Here is a 16624-nt window from a genome sequence, read left to right on the forward strand (position 1 = left end):
AAAAGGTTGACTCCGTAGCCAGAATCAACCGTTACTTACTGCTTGGATCAGTTTCTTTTGTTTTCGATTGAAACGGAAGGCTTACTTTTTTATTTTTGCGGTCTCGATAAAGAACAAAACCAGAAATAAACCAAATCCCTAATACCAGCATTCCTAAACCGGCAATAAACTGCAGCCATAAAAAAGGAAAGGGAGGCTGTAAAATTTGAAAGAGCATATCTCTCATTAACTTTATGCCTAAAGCTGCCATAATACCGGGAATAACTAATATTAATAAAGCAATCAGCCGCATGAGCAATATCTCTCCCTGGTCAATAACTGTGTAGGCTTGGCTTTGCCAAGTTTCTTTTTTAATTGTACGCTATTTATACAATAATGTCCAAAGGTGTACAGCACAAAGGTGAGGGGGATGGGTGTGAAGACAGCGATTATTGTAGGCGGAGGAAAAGGAGGAACCGCTCTTTTTAAAATGCTGATGGAGAGCGGACGACTTAAAATAATAGGGTTAGCTGATGTGAATTCTTCAGCCCCTGGAATGATAATAGCGAAGGAAGCAGGGATCTCTACTTCCGAAAGTTGGGAAAAATTATTACAGTTAAATCCGGATATGGTTATTGAGGCAACGGGAGAAGACAAAATTTTTCAGCAGATTTATTCACATTCTAAAAATCAATTTTTAGTCATTCCAGCCTTAGTGGCTAATGTTCTTTATGACTTGATACATGATAAAGAACAATTAATTCAAACTCTACAAACACATGACAGAGTACGATCTACTATTTTACATTCGACCCATGACGGTATGATTGCTATAAATGATGAAGAAAAAATTATTTTATTTAACAGGGCTGCTTCTGAAATGACTGAAATTCCTCAAACGAAGGCAGAAGGTTCTTTGATTGGTGAAATACTGCCGGAAAGTGGGCTGAAAAGAATTATACAAACCGGTAAAGAAGAAACAAACCGAAAGCTAACTTTTCAAAATGGCAGATCTATTATTACGACACGTCTTCCTTTATGGCATCAAAATGCTTGTATAGGGGCATTAGCTGTTTTTAAAGATGTTACAGATATTGCGAATATGGCAGAAGAGGTTACCAACTTAAAAAGTATTCAGCAAATGTTAGAATCGATCATCCATTCTTCAGAGGAAGCCATCTCAGTGGTAGATGAATACGGGTATGGTACCATGATTAATCCTGCCTATACACGTTTAACAGGACTTTCTGAAAAGGAAGTTATCGGTAAACCAGCTCATACTGATATATCAGAAGGAGATAGTATGCATATGCAGGTTTTGACAACAAGAAAACCTGTGCGGGGAGTAAGGATGAAAGTTGGGCCGAAGAAAAAAGACGTTATAGTTAATGTGGCCCCCATTATAGTGGACGGAAGGATGAAAGGAAGCGTTGGTGTTTTACACGACGTATCAGAAATACGATCATTAACTGAAGAATTAAAGCGTGCTCGAAAGCTTATACGGACATTAGAAGCAAAATACAATTTCGAAGATATAATTGGTACCTCTAAAGAAATGCAAGTACCTCTGCAGCAAGCAAAAATGAGCGCAGGAGTACCAGTAACTGTGCTGCTTCGAGGGGAATCGGGTACCGGGAAAGAATTATTTGCGCATGCTATTCATAATGCAAGTGACCGGAAATTTAATAAATTTATAAGGGTAAATTGTGCAGCTATTTCAGAGTCATTATTAGAAAGTGAACTTTTTGGTTATGAAGAAGGGGCGTTTTCCGGAGCAAAACAAGGTGGAAAACGCGGATTGTTTGAAGAAGCAGATAAAGGAAGTATTTTCTTGGATGAAATCGGAGAAATGGCTCCTTCTACCCAGGCTAAATTATTACGTGTCCTGCAAGAAGGAGAAATTGTTAAAGTAGGTGGGACAAAATCCATAAATATCGATGTAAGAGTAATCGCTGCGACGAATATGAATCTTGAAAAAGTTGTACATGAAAAAAATTTCCGAGAAGATTTATATTATCGATTAAACCGAATGCCAATATATGTTCCTGCCTTAAGGGAAAGAAAAAGTGATTTAAAAGAGTTATGCAGGCACCTGCTAGAGCGAATTAATGCAGATTTTGGCAGAAATGTCTCTGAAATTTCAACCGAAGCTATGGAAGTTCTATATCGGTATGACTGGCCGGGAAATGTGAGGGAACTTGAAAATATTTTAGGAAGAGCTCTTATTTCCATGCAAATTACCGAACAAACGATAAAAGTTGGACATTTGCCTTCCCTGCATCTTCAAAACGTAAAACAGCCAGCAATATCGCTTAAAAGCAGCAGCGAACAAAACACTTTACAAGAAGATCTTGATGCATTTGAAAAAAATAAAATTCTAGAAACTTTACAAAACAATCAAAATAACAAAACTCGGAGTGCTGAACAATTAGGCATCTCTGTACGGAATTTGTATTACAAAATGAAAAAGCATAATATTGAAAATAATAGCATGCAATAATTTTCTTAGTATGAAAAAATTGCATGCTATTTGAAGGACCCCTCTTTACAAATAAAGCGGTTTCAAAATATATAAGTCATTGGCATGCTAATTGCATTTATACATAGTAGAGCAGCAGAAGGAGAAAAAAGAAATGAACTTAAATGATGTACTAAAAAAAGCTTCTATTTATGGAGAAAAAAAGATCGCTGTAGCAGCTGCAGACGATGAAAGAGTCATAGACGTAGTTTTAGCTGCCGTAGACCAGAATCTTGGTATGTTCAGGTTATATGGAAATGAAGAAAAAATCAGATCCATTTTTAAAAAAAAGATGGTAATGAACCAGAAAAAATAAAAGTAATTCCTACAAGAAATGAAACGGAATCAGCTTTTCTTGCAGTAGCTTCTGTAAATAAGGGAAGAGCGGATATTCTCATGAAAGGTATGGTGCCGATCAATATATTATTAAAAGCTGTACTCAACCGGGAAAATGGTCTGCGGACAGGAAGTGTCCTTTCTCATGTAGCTGTTTTTGAAGTGCCAAATTTTAACCGTTTATTATTTTTAAGTGACTCTGCAATGAACATTGCACCTGATTTATCTAAAAAGATGGAGATAGTTAAAAATTCAGTAATTACAGCAAGGTCGATGGGAATTCATTATCCAAAAGTAGCTGCATTAACAGCAGTAGAGGTAGTAAATCCGGACATACAGGCGACGCTTGATGCTGCGGCGCTAACGCAGATGAATAGAAGAGGCCAGATTGAGAATTGTTATATAGACGGACCCTTAGCTCTTGATAATGCTATCTCTATTGATGCAGCTGAGTATAGAGGAGTACAGAGCAAAGTAGCTGGACACGCGGATATAATGCTTGTTCCGATTGTAGAAATTGGAAATGTTCTGTATAAATCTCTTGTTTATTTTTCAAATGCTAAAGTTCGGGAATAATTGCCGGGGCTAAAGCACCAATAGTGTTAACATCAAGAGCAGACTCTTACAGAAAGCAAACTTCACTCTATTGCAATGGCATGTCATGTTATTGAACATGGGTAAACATATTAGACAAACAGGGGGCGCTGGAAAATGAGATTGTTTATGACGATGGAAAAGCATGATTACGAACAAGTGGTTGTATGTCAAGATAATGCATCGGGCTTAAAAGCAATTATAGCTATTCATGATACTACGCTTGGACCTGCACTTGGAGGTACAAGAATGTGGATGTATGACTCCGAAGAAGCAGCTTTTGAAGATGCTTTACGGCTTGCTAAAGGGATGACTTATAAAAATGCAGCAGCTGGTTTAAATCTTGGCGGAGGCAAAACGGTAATTATTGGAGACCCCCGTAAAGATAAAAATGAAGAAATGTTCCGTGCTTTTGGCCGGTACATTCAAGGACTGAATGGACGTTATATAACAGCAGAAGATGTCGGAACAACAGTGGAGGATATGGACATCATTCATGATGAAACAGATTTTGTCACTGGCATCTCTCCAGCTTTTGGATCTAGTGGTAATCCCTCCCCAGTTACAGCGTATGGTGTTTATGTCGGAATGAAGGCTGCAGCCAAAGAGGCATTTGGTTCTGATGAGTTGGCAGGTAAAACAATTGCAGTTCAAGGTGTAGGAAATGTTTCTTATCATTTATGTAAACATTTATATGAAGAAGGAGCGACCTTAATCGTTACAGACATTCATAAAGAATCAATAGATCGGGCTGTTAATGATTTTAATGCAAAAGCAGTAGAGCCAGATAATATTTTTGATGTAGAATGTGACATTTTCAGTCCCTGTGCTTTAGGTGCTGTTATTAATGATGATACAATAAACAGATTAAAAGCAAAAGTAGTTGCTGGAGCGGCCAATAATCAATTGAAAGGAAATGAACACGGAGAAATGCTTCATGAAAAAGGGATCGTTTATACCCCCGATTACGTTATTAATGCAGGAGGAGTTATAAACGTAGCTGATGAACTGTACGGGTACAATAGAGATCGAGCAATGAAAAAAGTAGAAGGGGTTTATGAAAATATAGAACAAGTGATTGACATTTCCAAAAGAGACCGTATTCCAACTTACTTAGCAGCTGACAGACTGGCTGAAGAAAGAATTGAAAAAATGAAAAACTCCCGAAAGCAATTTTTAAGAAATGGTTACCACATTCTCAGCAGGCGATCTCAGTAACTGCAGGAAGGAGGAACCAAGTTGAGCAGAATCCTTACCATTAATTCAGGTTCAACTTCCACTAAAGTTAGTGTATTTGAGAATGAAAGACAATTAATGGACAATACAATCAGGGACCTTAAATTATCTTCCCGGCAGCAAACCAAAGACCGAGAGGTTTTGGAAGCTAGAAAAAACGAAATATTAAGCGCTCTTGATAAAGAAGAGATAAATTTTAATAAATTTGATGCGGTGGTTGCAAGAGGAGGATTGTTAAAACCAATAGAGAGCGGTACGTATATAGTAAATGAAACAATGCTGAGAGATTTAAAAAATCATGTGCACGGAAAGCACGCATCAAACTATGGTGCCCCTATTGCAGAGAGTATCGCAAGACAGCTTAATATACCTGCCTTTATTGTCGACCCGGTTGTAGTAGATGAAATGTCTGAAAAAGCAAAAGTCAGCGGTCATCAGCATTTTGAGCGCCGCAGTATTTTTCACGCCTTAAATCAGAAAGCGGTAGCCAGACAGGCTGCTTTAAAAGCAGGCATTGCTTATGAAGAAGGAACGTTTATTGTAGCTCATATGGGTGGTGGAATTACTGTAGGAGCCCACTATAAGGGAAAAGTAGTTGATGTTAATAATGGTTTAAATGGTGACGGTCCTTTTGCTCCTGAACGTTCAGGGACATTACCAGTTGCAGATATCATTGAAAGTTGTTTTTCGGGAATGTACAGTGAAGAAGGAAATCATGCAGTTCACTTCTGGAAAAGGCGGTCTGGTAAGTTATTTTGGTACGAATGATTTCATGGAAATAGACAATAAAAGATTAAAAGGTGATAAAAAAGCGAAGTTAGTATCAGAAGCCATGGTTTATCAAATTGTAAAAGAAATCGGATCCCTTTCTGCTGGAATGAAGGGGCAGGTAAATGCTATTGTTCTAACAGGAGGAATCGCTTATAATAATTGGGTTTGCCAAGAGATAATAAATCATGTCAGCTGGCAGAAGTATATCGATATCCTGGAGAACATGAACACTTTGCCTTAGCTCAAGGGGCTTTAAGAGTGTTAAGAAGAGAAGAACTGCCAAAAAATTATGGGTAGATCATAAAAGGAGGCGACAATCATGGCTGAAGAATATGACCTGGTCATACTAGGAGCTGGTACCGGTGGATACGTTGCAGCAATAAAAGCTGCTCAAAGTGGGCTTAAAACAGCAGTTGTAGAAAAAGAGAAAGTAGGAGGAACTTGTTTACATAAAGGCTGTATACCGAGTAAAGCATTGCTTCGGAGTGCAGAAGTTCATGCAACGATTAAAGATAGTCATCAATACGGTATATCCGTTAGTGAGATAGATTTACAATTTGAAAAAGTACAGCAAAGAAAAGACGATATTGTAAACAAGCTTTATAAGGGTGTACAGACCCTAATGAAAAAAGGAAAAATAGATATATTTGAAGGGCACGGGCGTATTCTTGGCCCCTCTATATTTTCTCCTAGCCCGGGAACAATTTCAGTTGAAATGAAAGATGGATCAGAAAACATCATGCTGATTCCTAAAAATGTCATTATCGCTACAGGATCACGTCCGCGATTGCTTCCGGGAATAGAGGTGGACGGTGAAAAAATATTAACATCCGATGAAGCTTTACATCTAAAAGAGCTTCCTTCTTCAGTCATTATTGCAGGGGGCGGGGTAATAGGCATTGAATGGGCATCTATGTTAGCAGATTTTGATGTGAATGTTACGGTTCTAGAATACTCAGACAGAATCCTTTCCGGAGAAGATGCAGATATTTCTAATGAAATGTCCCGGAGGCTTTCAGAACGCGGAGTAAAGATCGTTACAAATGCAAATATATTGCCGCAGAAAACAAAGAAAAATGAAAATATATCGGTTACTGCTGAAATAAATGGAACGGAAACAACCTTCACGGCAGAAACATTGTTGATGTCCGTAGGAAGAAAAGCAAATGTAGAAGATATCGGATTAGAAAATACGGATATTAAAATAGAAGATGGTTATATTGCCGTTAACGAATTTTACCAAACAAAAGAATCTCATATATATGCTATTGGAGATGTTATTGGAGGCTTGCAGCTTGCACATGTTGCTTCAAGAGAAGGCTTAATTGCTGTCGAGCATTTAATGTCGCAGCAGCCTATGCCGCTTGATATCACCAGCGTTCCCAGATGTACGTACAGCAGGCCGGAAGCAGCAAGTATTGGTTTGACAGCACAACAAGCAAAACAAAAAGGGTATGATATCAAAACGGGCAAATTTTCCTTTCAAGCTATTGGAAAAGCTCTTGTTTACGGATATGCTGATGGATTTGTAAAGTTTGTAGTCAACAAAGAAAACGATGACCTGCTTGGAGTTCATATGATCGGACCGCATGTCACAGATTTAATATCTGAAGCGGCGCTTGCAAAACTAGTTGATGCTTCAAACTTTGAAATTAGTGAAACGATTCATCCCCACCCATCGTTATCTGAGATTTTAGGAGAAGGGGCACTTGGAGTAGAAGGAAAAGCAATTCACTCTTAATTCTATTGAAGGAGGTAATACTATGACCTCAACAAAACACGAACATCTTGGGTTATCCAATGAGCAAGTTTTATCAATGTATAAAACAATGCTTTTAGCAAGAAAGATTGATGAAAGAATGTGGCTGTTAAATAGAGCCGGGAAAATACCTTTTGTTATTTCCTGTCAAGGACAAGAAGCAGCTCAAGTAGGAGCAGCTATGGCTTTAAATAAGGAAGAGGATTATATACTGCCTTATTATCGTGATATGGGTCTTGTACTAAGCTTTGGCATGACAACAAAAGACTTAATGATGTCAGGTTTTGCTAAAGCAGATGATCCTAATTCAGGCGGCCGCCAAATGCCGGGTCATTTCGGGCAGAAAAAAAATCGTATTGTAACAGGATCTTCTCCTGTAACCACCCAGGTCCCGCATGCAGTGGGTATTGCGCTTGCAGGGAAAATGGAAAAAAAGAATTTTGTAACCTTAACTACATTCGGAGAGGGATCATCCAACCAGGGTGATTTTCATGAAGGAGCTAATTTTGCAGGTGTTCATAAGCTGCCTGTTATCTTTATGTGTGAAAACAACAAGTATGCTATATCAGTTCCTATTGAGAAACAGCTTGCCTGTGAAAAGGTATCTGATAGAGCAATAGGCTATGGAATGCCTGGAATTACTGTAGACGGAAATGATCCGCTGGCTGTATATGAAGCTGTTAAAGAAGCAGCAGACCGTGCTAGAAATGGAGGCGGCCCATCCTTGATTGAAACCGTATCATATAGGCTGACTCCCCATTCAAGTGACGATGATGACAGATCTTATCGTACAAAAGAAGAAGTTGAAGATGCCAAAAAGGTGGACTCTATTCATACATTTGCAAAATATCTAAAAGAAACAAATGTACTAACAGATCATGAAGAAGAGAAAATGCTGGAAGATATAAGAAAAACAATAGACAAAGCAACAGAAGCAGCAGAAGAAGCTCCATATGCAGATCCAGAATCCACCCTGCTGCATGTATATGCTGAAAAGGACGGTGAGGTGTAATGGCTGTCTTAACTTATATTCAAGCTGTGACAGCGGCTCTGCGCGAAGAAATGGGAAGAGACGAAAAAGTTTTTGTATTAGGGGAAGATGTTGGAGCAAGAGGCGGGGTGTTTCGGGCTACAGACGGCCTTTATCAGGAATTTGGAGGCGAACGAGTTCTCGATACTCCTTTAGCTGAGTCTGCTATCGCCGGGGTCGGAATTGGAGCTGCACTGTACGGGATGAGACCTGTTGCAGAAATGCAATTTGCAGACTTTATAATGCCTGCGGTGAATCAAATAGTCTCCGAAGCAGCCAAAATAAGATATCGCTCAAACAACGATTGGAATTGTCCCATAACGATTCGAGCACCATATGGCGGCGGGGTTCATGGGGCACTGTATCATTCTCAATCAGTGGAAGCTCTTTTTGCCAGTGTGCCCGGACTGAAAATTGTTATGCCGTCTACTCCATATGACGTGAAAGGTCTATTAAAAGCTGCAATTCGTGCTAACGATCCGGTTTTATTTTTTGAGCATAAAAGGGCCTATCGTTTAATAAAAGGAGAAGTACCTGATGAAGATTACACCCTGCCTATTGGAAAAGCAGATATTAAAAAAGAAGGTTCAGATGTTACGGTGATTAGTTATGGATTGTGCCTTCATTTTGCTTTACAGGCAGCAGAAAAGCTGGAAGAGGACGGAATATCAACAGAGATTCTTGATTTAAGAACAATATATCCTCTAGACAAAGAGGCAATTATTCAAGCTGTTGCAAAAACGGGGAAAGTACTTCTTATAACAGAAGATAATAAAGAAGGCAGTATTATGAGCGAAGTATCAGCTTTTATTGCAGAAAACTGCTTATTTGATTTAGATGCTCCTATTCAGCGGCTGGCAGGGCCGGATGTGCCTGCAATGCCTTATGCTCCTACAATGGAGAAATACTTTATGTTAAATCCAGAAAAAGTGGAAAAAGCAATACGTGATTTAGCAGAATTTTAGAAAGGAGGGGTCAAATGCCCGAAGAAATTAAAATGCCCCAGCTAGGTGAGAGTGTAACAGAAGGGACCATTACAAAGTGGCTAGTGGAACCTGGTGACAAAGTCAATAAATATGATCCAATAGCTGAAGTGATGACAGATAAAGTGAACGCAGAAGTGCCTTCTTCCTATAAAGGTACTATTACAGAAATTGTTGCAAAAGAAGATGAGACGGTTCAGGTAGGAGATCTCATATGTTATATGGATACAGAACAAAAGACTGAAGAAAAAGCAAAACAAGTAGAAGAACCAAAAAAACCAGTCCAAGCCCAAGAGCTTGAAGATTCTGGTAATTCAACTATGAAAAAAAGGTATTCTCCTGCAGTAATGAGGCTTTCCCAGGAACACAACATCGATTTATCGAGAGTGGGGGGCACCGGCAGAAGCGGAAGAATAACGAGAAAAGATATAGAACGCATTATACGCTCTGAAAAAGCTGAAGCTTCAGCAGAAAAACCCCAACAAAACAAAGAACAAAAATATGTGCCACAACAGTATCCGACTTATGACCAAAAACCAGAAGAAAAATCTAAAGCAGATGTTCATGATATAGAAATACCAGTCAGTGGTGTGAGAAAAGCGATTGCAGCTAATATGGTGAAAAGCAAACAAGAAATTCCCCATGCCTGGACAATGGTGGAAGCTGATGTCACAAATCTTGTTTCCTATAGGAACCGTGTAAAAAATGACTTTAAACAAAAAGAAGGGTTTTCTATAACTTTTCTACCGTTTTTTATAAAAGCAGTAATTGAAGCCTTAAAAGAATTTCCACAAATTAATTCTGTTTGGGGCGGAGACAGAATTATTCAAAAAAAAGATATTCATATATCCATAGCAGTAGCTACTGAAGATGCTTTGTATGTTCCTGTCATAAAAAATGCCGATGAAAAAAGTGTTAAAGGTATTGCCAAGGAAATAAATGAGCTGGCTGAGAAAGTGAGAACTGGGAAATTAAGCGGTGACGAAATGAAAGGCGGAACGTTCACTGTTAATAATACAGGTTCATTTGGTTCTGTTCAGTCGATGCCGATTATTAATCATCCTCAGGCAGCTATTTTGTCTGTTGAATCAATTAATAAAAAGCCAGTTGTCATGGAAGGAGATATGATTGCAATCCGCAGCATGGTAAACCTTTGTTTATCTCTGGACCACCGTATTTTAGACGGCTTGGTGTGCGGCAGGTTTTTAGCATCGATAAAAGAAAAACTTGAGACATTTAACCCCGATAAAGAGAACATATATTAATCATCGCTATCAGCCGTTCCAAAACAAGGAACGGCTTTTACAATTTGTTATAAATGTATGTTTCATTCAAATAAAACAGAATGGTTCTTGTTTACAAATCGTAATTTTTACGATAAAATTCTAAAAGCTAAAACGTAATAATTACGGGAGGAGAACAAAAATGAAAAAGAAAGCATTTCTTCTGTTCTTGTTGGGAGCTTCTATTTCTTTGGCTTCATGCGGAGCAGAAGGCCAGGACAATACAGGTGGTGAAGAAAATAACGGGGAAGAACCCCTTCAAATTTATACAACTCTTTATCCCTGGGAAGAGTTTACAGAAAGAATTGGTGGAGAAGAGGTGCAAGTGGAGAACCTTGTACCAGAAGGAAGTGACGTACACAGCTTTGAACCAACCGCACAAACGATGGTAAAAGTGGCGGAGTCGGATGCTTTTATCTATAACGGAGCTGGCATGGAAGGTTTTGCGGCTGCTGTTAGAGAAACAGCAGAGCAAGAAGGAGTGGCATCTATTGAGGTAACAAAAAATATGGAACTAAACACTTTTGAAGGGCATGGAGAATCAGAAGATAATCATGGCAGCCAACACGAGGAAGAAGAACATGATCATGAAAGTGAACCACACATAGAAGAAAATCATGAAGAGCATGAGAGCGGTGAAAAAGAAGAGCAGAATGCAGAAGAAGATAGCCATTACCACGGTGACCAGGACCCGCATGTTTGGTTAGATCCTCTTCTTGCAGCGGAAGCTGCTGAAAAAATTAAAGATGAACTCGTTAACCTCCGACCTGATAAAGAGGAATTATTCGAAAAAAATTATAAAGAACTAGAATCAGAATTAGAAAGTGTTCATGAGAAGTTTGAAGAAACGGCTTCTCAAACGGAAAATAACACATTTTTAGTGTCTCACTCAGGTTATGGGTATTGGGAAGAGAGGTATGGTTTGCAGCAAATTGGTATTTCAGGACTTTCTCCATCAAATGAACCCTCTCAAAAACAATTACAAGACATAATCCATTTAGCGGAAGAAAACGGGCTGAATCATGTAATGTTTGAACAAAATGTATCTTCTAAAGTAGCACAAGTAGTTCAAAAGGAAGTCGGGGCAGAGGCATTATATTTGCACAACTTGGAGTCACTCACTGAAGATGATGCAGCTGGTGGAGAGAATTATTTTAGTATTATGGAGAATAATATAGATAATTTAAATGAAGCATTGAATAAATAATTGTTTTCCTTTTTTTATACTATTTTGAAGTAAAGTTACTTGCCGTCATTTCCATTTTTTCGATACAATAAGAAAAGAATGATGAATCCGAATAGGAAAGGAAGGATATAATGGATTTTAACTTTATGATAAATGATGTTGTGCAGACGGCAAGAAAAGAAATGGAAGAAGCCGGATATGAATCTCTGACTACACCTGAAGATGTAGAGAAGGTTTTAGGTGGGGAAGGAACTACTCTTGTAATGATTAATTCTGTTTGCGGCTGTGCAGGGGGAATTGCTCGACCAGCGGCTGCTTATATGCGAAATTATGAGAAGAAACCGGACCGTTTCGTAACAGTTTTTGCGGGGCAGGACAAGGAAGCTACAGAAAAAGCTCGTTCTTATTTTACAGGCTATCCGCCATCTTCCCCATCCTTTGCGCTTGTTAAAGATGGAGAAATTCAAAGAATGGTCGAACGGCATGAGATTGAAGGGCATGAGCCTATTGAAGTTGTTCAGCAGCTTGAAAAAGCATTTGATGAATATTGTGAATAAAACGCGTACCATTACCGTCTTCACTTTAAGTGGTGGGCGGTAATTCTTCTTTTCTTTAGCTTGACTATCATAAAAAATGGTATGATATAATAGCTGAAGATTAATACATAAAGGACGGACCATAAAATGGAAAAATTATATGAACAAGTACAGGAATACTTAAATATGGATGAAGAAATTGACTTTAAGGAGTTTCGATCCTTTTATCAGGAAGTTATTTCTCATTTGGACAGTGATACCGAGCAATTTAACGAAGATGAGATTTGGAAAGGTTTGTTCGTCGTAGAAAGTATTATGTCAAATGCTGAAAACCGTGCCAAAACTTCGAAAAATGCGGCAGAACCAAAAAAATATAAGAAAATGGCACAACGAACTAAACTATATGCTCAAAACTTTACGAAACGACTTCATCAATTAGGCTATACCCAAGAGCAAATTGGTGAGAAGTTTGAACAAATGCTTGAAGAGGGTGCGAAGGAAGAAGTAGAAGAATAAAAGGCGGCAGCTGCAGTCCTATAGCTGCCGTTTTGATATGGCATTACGTTCAAATTCACTATTGACACTATAATAAAACTCATATAAAATTGACGTTGTCTTACTTTAGAAATACAGATCGCGCCTATGGTGAAAGGGATATCACGCGAGATTCCGGTTCTCGTATTCCAGGTTCGAATCCTGGTAGGCGCGCCAAAAGTTAAATACATATATGCAGCACTGCACAGCATTTTGTGCAGTTTTTTTGTACTTATCAGGGAATAAAGTTGATAATCTCACAATAGATCAAGAATTTATATATTGCGGTTAGAGGAGTTAAAAATGCCTAAATGGAGAATTGGATACCGAACGTTAAAAACATCTGTTGGGGCTGCAATTGCGATTTTTATTGCTCAGTTTTTCCAATTAGAGTTTTTTGTTTCAGCTGGTATTATAACGGTTTTATGTGTTTCAGTAACAAAAAAGGAATCGCTGCGAGCTTCTTGGGAAAGATTTATTGCCTGTATTATTGGATTAGGATATGGAAGTATCGTTTTTGAAGTTGCTGGTTACCATCCAATATCGATCTTCCTATTATTTTTAATCTTTATTCCAACGGCTGTAGCAGCCGGGGTAAAAAGGGGAGTAGTAACAAGTGTAGTTATTATGCTGCATTTGTACACTTATGAAGAGGTTTCGGTTGATATCTGGATTAATGAGTTTTTAATAATTGTTATTGGAATAGGTGTGGCACTTCTAATGAATATTTATATGCCTAGTGCAGAAAAGACTTTGATCTGGAAGCAAGTAATGCTTGAGGAGTGTATTGAAACAATATGGAAAGAATTTGCTTCGTATCTGCGGTATGGAGATAACTCTTGGGATGGGAAGGAAATCACGGAAGCTTCTGGGCTGATTGAAGAAGGATTGGGTCTCGCATTAAAAAACATTGATAATCATTTTTTGAGGCACGATGATTATTTTTATCATTACTTCAAAATGAGGGAGAAGCAATTTGATGTGATTGAAAGTATATTGCCGTTTATTTCAACATTGGATCGTACAGTGCTTCAAGGAGAAAAAATGGCGGTGTACATGGAAGAATTAAGCCAGGCAGTAACACCAGGTAATACAGCTGGATACTTTTTAATAAGGCTTGAGGAATTAAGAGAAGAATTAAAGCAGATGGACCTGCCAAAATCAAGAGAAGAATTTGAAATACGATCCTCTCTTTTCTACATTTTACAGGAGATAGAAGAATATCTCTTAATAAAAAAGAGGTTTCGGCCAGATCCAAAACGTACACGGAAAGTTTCAGGGAAACGTTTGCATAGAGATCAACGCGGGAGAGATACTAAATAATACTCTCACTTACCCAGCAAGGGGCGTTGCGGAAATGAAATTGTATAATAGTGCTCTTATATCTATAATATTCCAGTCTATATTATGGCCGCTTAATCCCATGCCAGAGGCAGGTGATCCCTTTATTGTAATAAATAAGCAAACAAATCAGCTTGCTTTTGTAGAGGATGGGGAAATTATCCATAAACATCATGTTGCTACCGGGAAAACAGATCTGTTAACACCTGAGGGAGAATTTACTGTGATAGTAAAAGCTATCAGGCCATATTACCGCAAGTTAGATATTAAAGGCGGAGATCCGAAAAATCCGCTGGGAAGCAGATGGATTGGATTTGATGCTGAAAACACAAACGGAAGAGTTTATGGAATACATGGTACGAACCGTCCTGAGTCTATTGGCCGCCACATATCTAATGGCTGTATTCGAATGAAAAATGAAGAAGTTAATCAATTATTTAAAAAGGTGAAACCGGGAACAAAGGTATGGATTGAAAAGTCACCAAAGTCATTACTGCAGATTGTTAAAGAAAAAGGTCTTCTATATGGAGATAAACCCTATTATTTAGAGGAAGATTTAAAAGATTTGTAACAGGTGGATAAGAAAAGGCCCCTCTTTTATTTGAGGGGCTGTTTGATTTATTATCTTAGAAAAAAGTAGCGGCTCCCGTAAGGACACTTCCGACAACTAATGTTATGATCATAATATAAATAATAGCTTTTTGAAATTTTTTAGGCACGTTTACTTCCCTCCACAATAACATTGTTAGTTAATATTCTACGGGGCAAAAGGACAAGACTCAACCTTTAATTCTTTTAAAAAAAGGAAAATTCAACCGATACATAGAACTCATTAATGTATGCCAAAAAACGACTATATTATACACAAAGTAGGGATATATAATGAAAACACCTCCAAAAAAAATTGATCATATCGGAATAGCAGTAAAATCAATTGAAAATCATTTGCCTTTTTATGAAAATGTACTTGGGTTAGAATTGCTAAAAGTAGAAAGCGTCGAAACACAGAAAGTCAAAGTGGCATTTATTTCAATAGGAAGTTCAAAAATAGAACTGTTAGAACCGTTAAACTCGGAAAGCCCGGTTGCAAAGTTTATAGATAAAAAAGGCGAGGGTATTCACCACGTTGCTCTTGGTGTGTCAAATATTGAAGAGCGTCTACAGGAAATTAGAGATGACGGTGTACAAACGTTAAATGAAAAACCTGTAAAAGGTGCTGGTGGAGCGGACGTTGCGTTTTTACATCCAGCTTCTACAGGTCGTGTTCTTTTCGAGTTTTGTGAAAAGAAAAATGAGGAAGAATAGCAGAAGGTTTATATACTTTTCAAAATCAATCAAGGTTAGAGTACTTTAGGAGGAACAGTAATGATCAATGAAGAGCGTCTTGTTCATGAATTTATAGAATTAGTGCAGGTTGATTCTGAGACAAAGAATGAAAAACAAATTTCTAAGATATTAAAACAAAAATTTGAAGATTTGGGGCTTACGGTACAAGAAGATAATGCGGAGCAAACAACTGACCATGGAGCAGGAAACTTAATATGCACCTGGGAAGGTAATGCTGATGCTGATAATATTTACTTTACATCACATATGGATACAGTGGTGCCGGGTCAGGGAATTAAACCGTTTATAAAGGATGGATATATTCAAACAGACGGCAGTACAATTTTAGGTGCAGATGACAAAGCTGGAATTGCAGTAATGCTTGAATGTGTGCGCGCCATTCAAGAAAATAAGCTCTCGCATGGAACGATACAATTTGTCATTACCGTTGGTGAAGAGTCTGGTTTAGTAGGCGCAAAAGCTCTCGATGAAAGCTTGTTAAAAGCTGAGTATGGATATGCTTTAGATAGTGATGGGGAAGTTGGAGATATTATCGTTGCCGCACCTACTCAATCAAAAATTAAAGTAAAAGTAAAAGGAAAAACCGCCCACGCTGGTGTTGCGCCTGAAAAAGGGGTTTCTGCTATAACAGTAGCCGCCAAAGCGATTTCAAAAATGCCTCTTGGTCGTATTGATGAAGAGACAACCGCAAATATAGGCAGGTTTGAAGGGGGCTCACAAACGAATATTGTTTGTGATGAAGTGTATGTATTAGCTGAAGCAAGATCCCTGATTAAAGAAAAAATGGACAAACAAGTAGAAAAAATGAAGACAGCATTTGAGCAAACGGCCCAGGAAATGGGAGCCGAGACCGAGGTAGAGGTTACAGTAATGTATCCTGGCTACAAATTGAGTGAAGAGGACCAGGTTGTGTCTACTGCTGTAAAAGCAGGCAGAAAAATTGGACGTACTCCAAAGCTGCTGCAAAGCGGCGGAGGAAGTGATGCAAATATAATTAGCGGGTACGGTATTCCAACGGTAAATTTGGCAGTGGGTTATGAAGAAATCCATACTACCAATGAAAAAATCAAAGTTGAGGATCTTGTGAAACTAACAGAGATGGTAACAGCGATTATAGAAGAAAGCACTTCTGCTTCATAACTTTTACCTATATAAAATTCTGTTAAGAATAATGAAAAGCTAATTAAGGGT

At 38.3% G+C, this 16624-nt stretch carries 15 protein-coding genes, 1 tRNA gene and 2 pseudogenes; 16 read left to right on the plus strand and 2 right to left on the minus strand.

The window, feature by feature from the left end:
- Positions 1-31 precede the first annotated feature (31 nt).
- Positions 32-292, minus strand: coding sequence for a DUF2627 domain-containing protein (locus tag ACE1TI_RS12450; RefSeq protein ID WP_375007899.1), 261 nt, complete (start codon positions 290-292; stop codon positions 32-34).
- Between the two features lie 123 nt (positions 293-415).
- On the opposite strand from ACE1TI_RS12450, the gene ACE1TI_RS12455 reads away from it, so the two are divergent.
- The 14 genes and pseudogenes from ACE1TI_RS12455 (at position 416) to ACE1TI_RS12520 (ending at position 14657) form a co-directional block, all read left to right on the plus strand.
- Positions 416-2479: a sigma 54-interacting transcriptional regulator gene (locus tag ACE1TI_RS12455; protein WP_375007900.1), complete on the plus strand. Its 2064-nt coding sequence runs from the start codon at positions 416-418 to the stop codon at positions 2477-2479.
- Positions 2480-2612: 133 nt separating this feature from the next.
- Positions 2613-3514 (plus strand): annotated as a pseudogene (gene yqiS, locus ACE1TI_RS12460) (phosphate butyryltransferase).
- A 30-nt stretch (positions 3515-3544) separates the two neighbouring features.
- Entirely contained in the window at positions 3545-4645 is a 1101-nt protein-coding gene (gene bcd / locus ACE1TI_RS12465) for a branched-chain amino acid dehydrogenase (protein WP_375007901.1), read from the plus strand.
- A pseudogene (buk, locus tag ACE1TI_RS12470) lies at positions 4646-5731 on the plus strand (butyrate kinase).
- Positions 5732-5753: 22 nt separating this feature from the next.
- Positions 5754-7175: a dihydrolipoyl dehydrogenase gene (gene lpdA, locus ACE1TI_RS12475; protein WP_375007902.1), complete on the plus strand. Its 1422-nt coding sequence runs from the start codon at positions 5754-5756 to the stop codon at positions 7173-7175.
- A gap of 22 nt (positions 7176-7197) precedes the next feature.
- Positions 7198-8205, plus strand: a complete 1008-nt coding sequence (locus ACE1TI_RS12480; protein WP_375007903.1) for a thiamine pyrophosphate-dependent dehydrogenase E1 component subunit alpha — start codon at positions 7198-7200, stop codon at positions 8203-8205.
- Entirely contained in the window at positions 8205-9188 is a 984-nt protein-coding gene (locus ACE1TI_RS12485) for an alpha-ketoacid dehydrogenase subunit beta (RefSeq protein ID WP_375007904.1), read from the plus strand. Before ACE1TI_RS12480 ends, ACE1TI_RS12485 begins: the two co-directional genes overlap by 1 nt.
- A 14-nt stretch (positions 9189-9202) precedes the next feature.
- Complete coding sequence (locus tag ACE1TI_RS12490; RefSeq protein ID WP_375007905.1) at positions 9203-10471, plus strand: dihydrolipoamide acetyltransferase family protein; 1269 nt, start codon at positions 9203-9205, stop codon at positions 10469-10471.
- Between the two features lie 160 nt (positions 10472-10631).
- Positions 10632-11696: a metal ABC transporter solute-binding protein, Zn/Mn family gene (locus tag ACE1TI_RS12495; protein ID WP_375007906.1), complete on the plus strand. Its 1065-nt coding sequence runs from the start codon at positions 10632-10634 to the stop codon at positions 11694-11696.
- Positions 11697-11806: 110 nt separating this feature from the next.
- Entirely contained in the window at positions 11807-12232 is a 426-nt protein-coding gene (locus tag ACE1TI_RS12500; protein ID WP_375007907.1) for a BrxA/BrxB family bacilliredoxin, read from the plus strand.
- 126 nt (positions 12233-12358) lie between these two features.
- Positions 12359-12727, plus strand: coding sequence for a hypothetical protein (locus ACE1TI_RS12505; protein WP_375007908.1), 369 nt, complete (start codon positions 12359-12361; stop codon positions 12725-12727).
- 120 nt (positions 12728-12847) lie between these two features.
- A tRNA-Arg gene (locus ACE1TI_RS12510) sits at positions 12848-12922 on the plus strand.
- Positions 12923-13048: 126 nt separating this feature from the next.
- Positions 13049-14068: an aromatic acid exporter family protein gene (locus tag ACE1TI_RS12515; protein ID WP_375007909.1), complete on the plus strand. Its 1020-nt coding sequence runs from the start codon at positions 13049-13051 to the stop codon at positions 14066-14068.
- Positions 14069-14102: 34 nt separating this feature from the next.
- Positions 14103-14657 (plus strand): L,D-transpeptidase, encoded by a 555-nt coding sequence (locus ACE1TI_RS12520; protein WP_375007910.1) that lies wholly within the window; start codon positions 14103-14105, stop codon positions 14655-14657.
- Positions 14658-14712: 55 nt separating this feature from the next.
- Here ACE1TI_RS12520 and prli42 read toward each other — a convergent pair whose 3' ends face one another.
- Positions 14713-14805, minus strand: a complete 93-nt coding sequence (prli42, locus tag ACE1TI_RS12525; protein ID WP_375007911.1) for a stressosome-associated protein Prli42 — start codon at positions 14803-14805, stop codon at positions 14713-14715.
- 163 nt (positions 14806-14968) lie between these two features.
- Here prli42 and mce point away from each other — a divergent pair, with 163 nt between their 5' ends.
- Together mce and ACE1TI_RS12535 are read left to right on the plus strand one after the other, a co-directional pair.
- Positions 14969-15391: a methylmalonyl-CoA epimerase gene (mce, locus tag ACE1TI_RS12530; protein WP_375007912.1), complete on the plus strand. Its 423-nt coding sequence runs from the start codon at positions 14969-14971 to the stop codon at positions 15389-15391.
- Between the two features lie 60 nt (positions 15392-15451).
- On the plus strand, positions 15452-16573 hold the full coding sequence (locus tag ACE1TI_RS12535; RefSeq protein ID WP_375007913.1) for a M20/M25/M40 family metallo-hydrolase: 1122 nt from the start codon (positions 15452-15454) through the stop codon (positions 16571-16573).
- Positions 16574-16624: the final 51 nt, after the last annotated feature.

The sequence above is a fragment of the Alteribacillus sp. JSM 102045 genome, from assembly GCF_041949975.1.
Classification (GTDB): Bacteria; Bacillota; Bacilli; order Bacillales; family Marinococcaceae; genus Alteribacillus.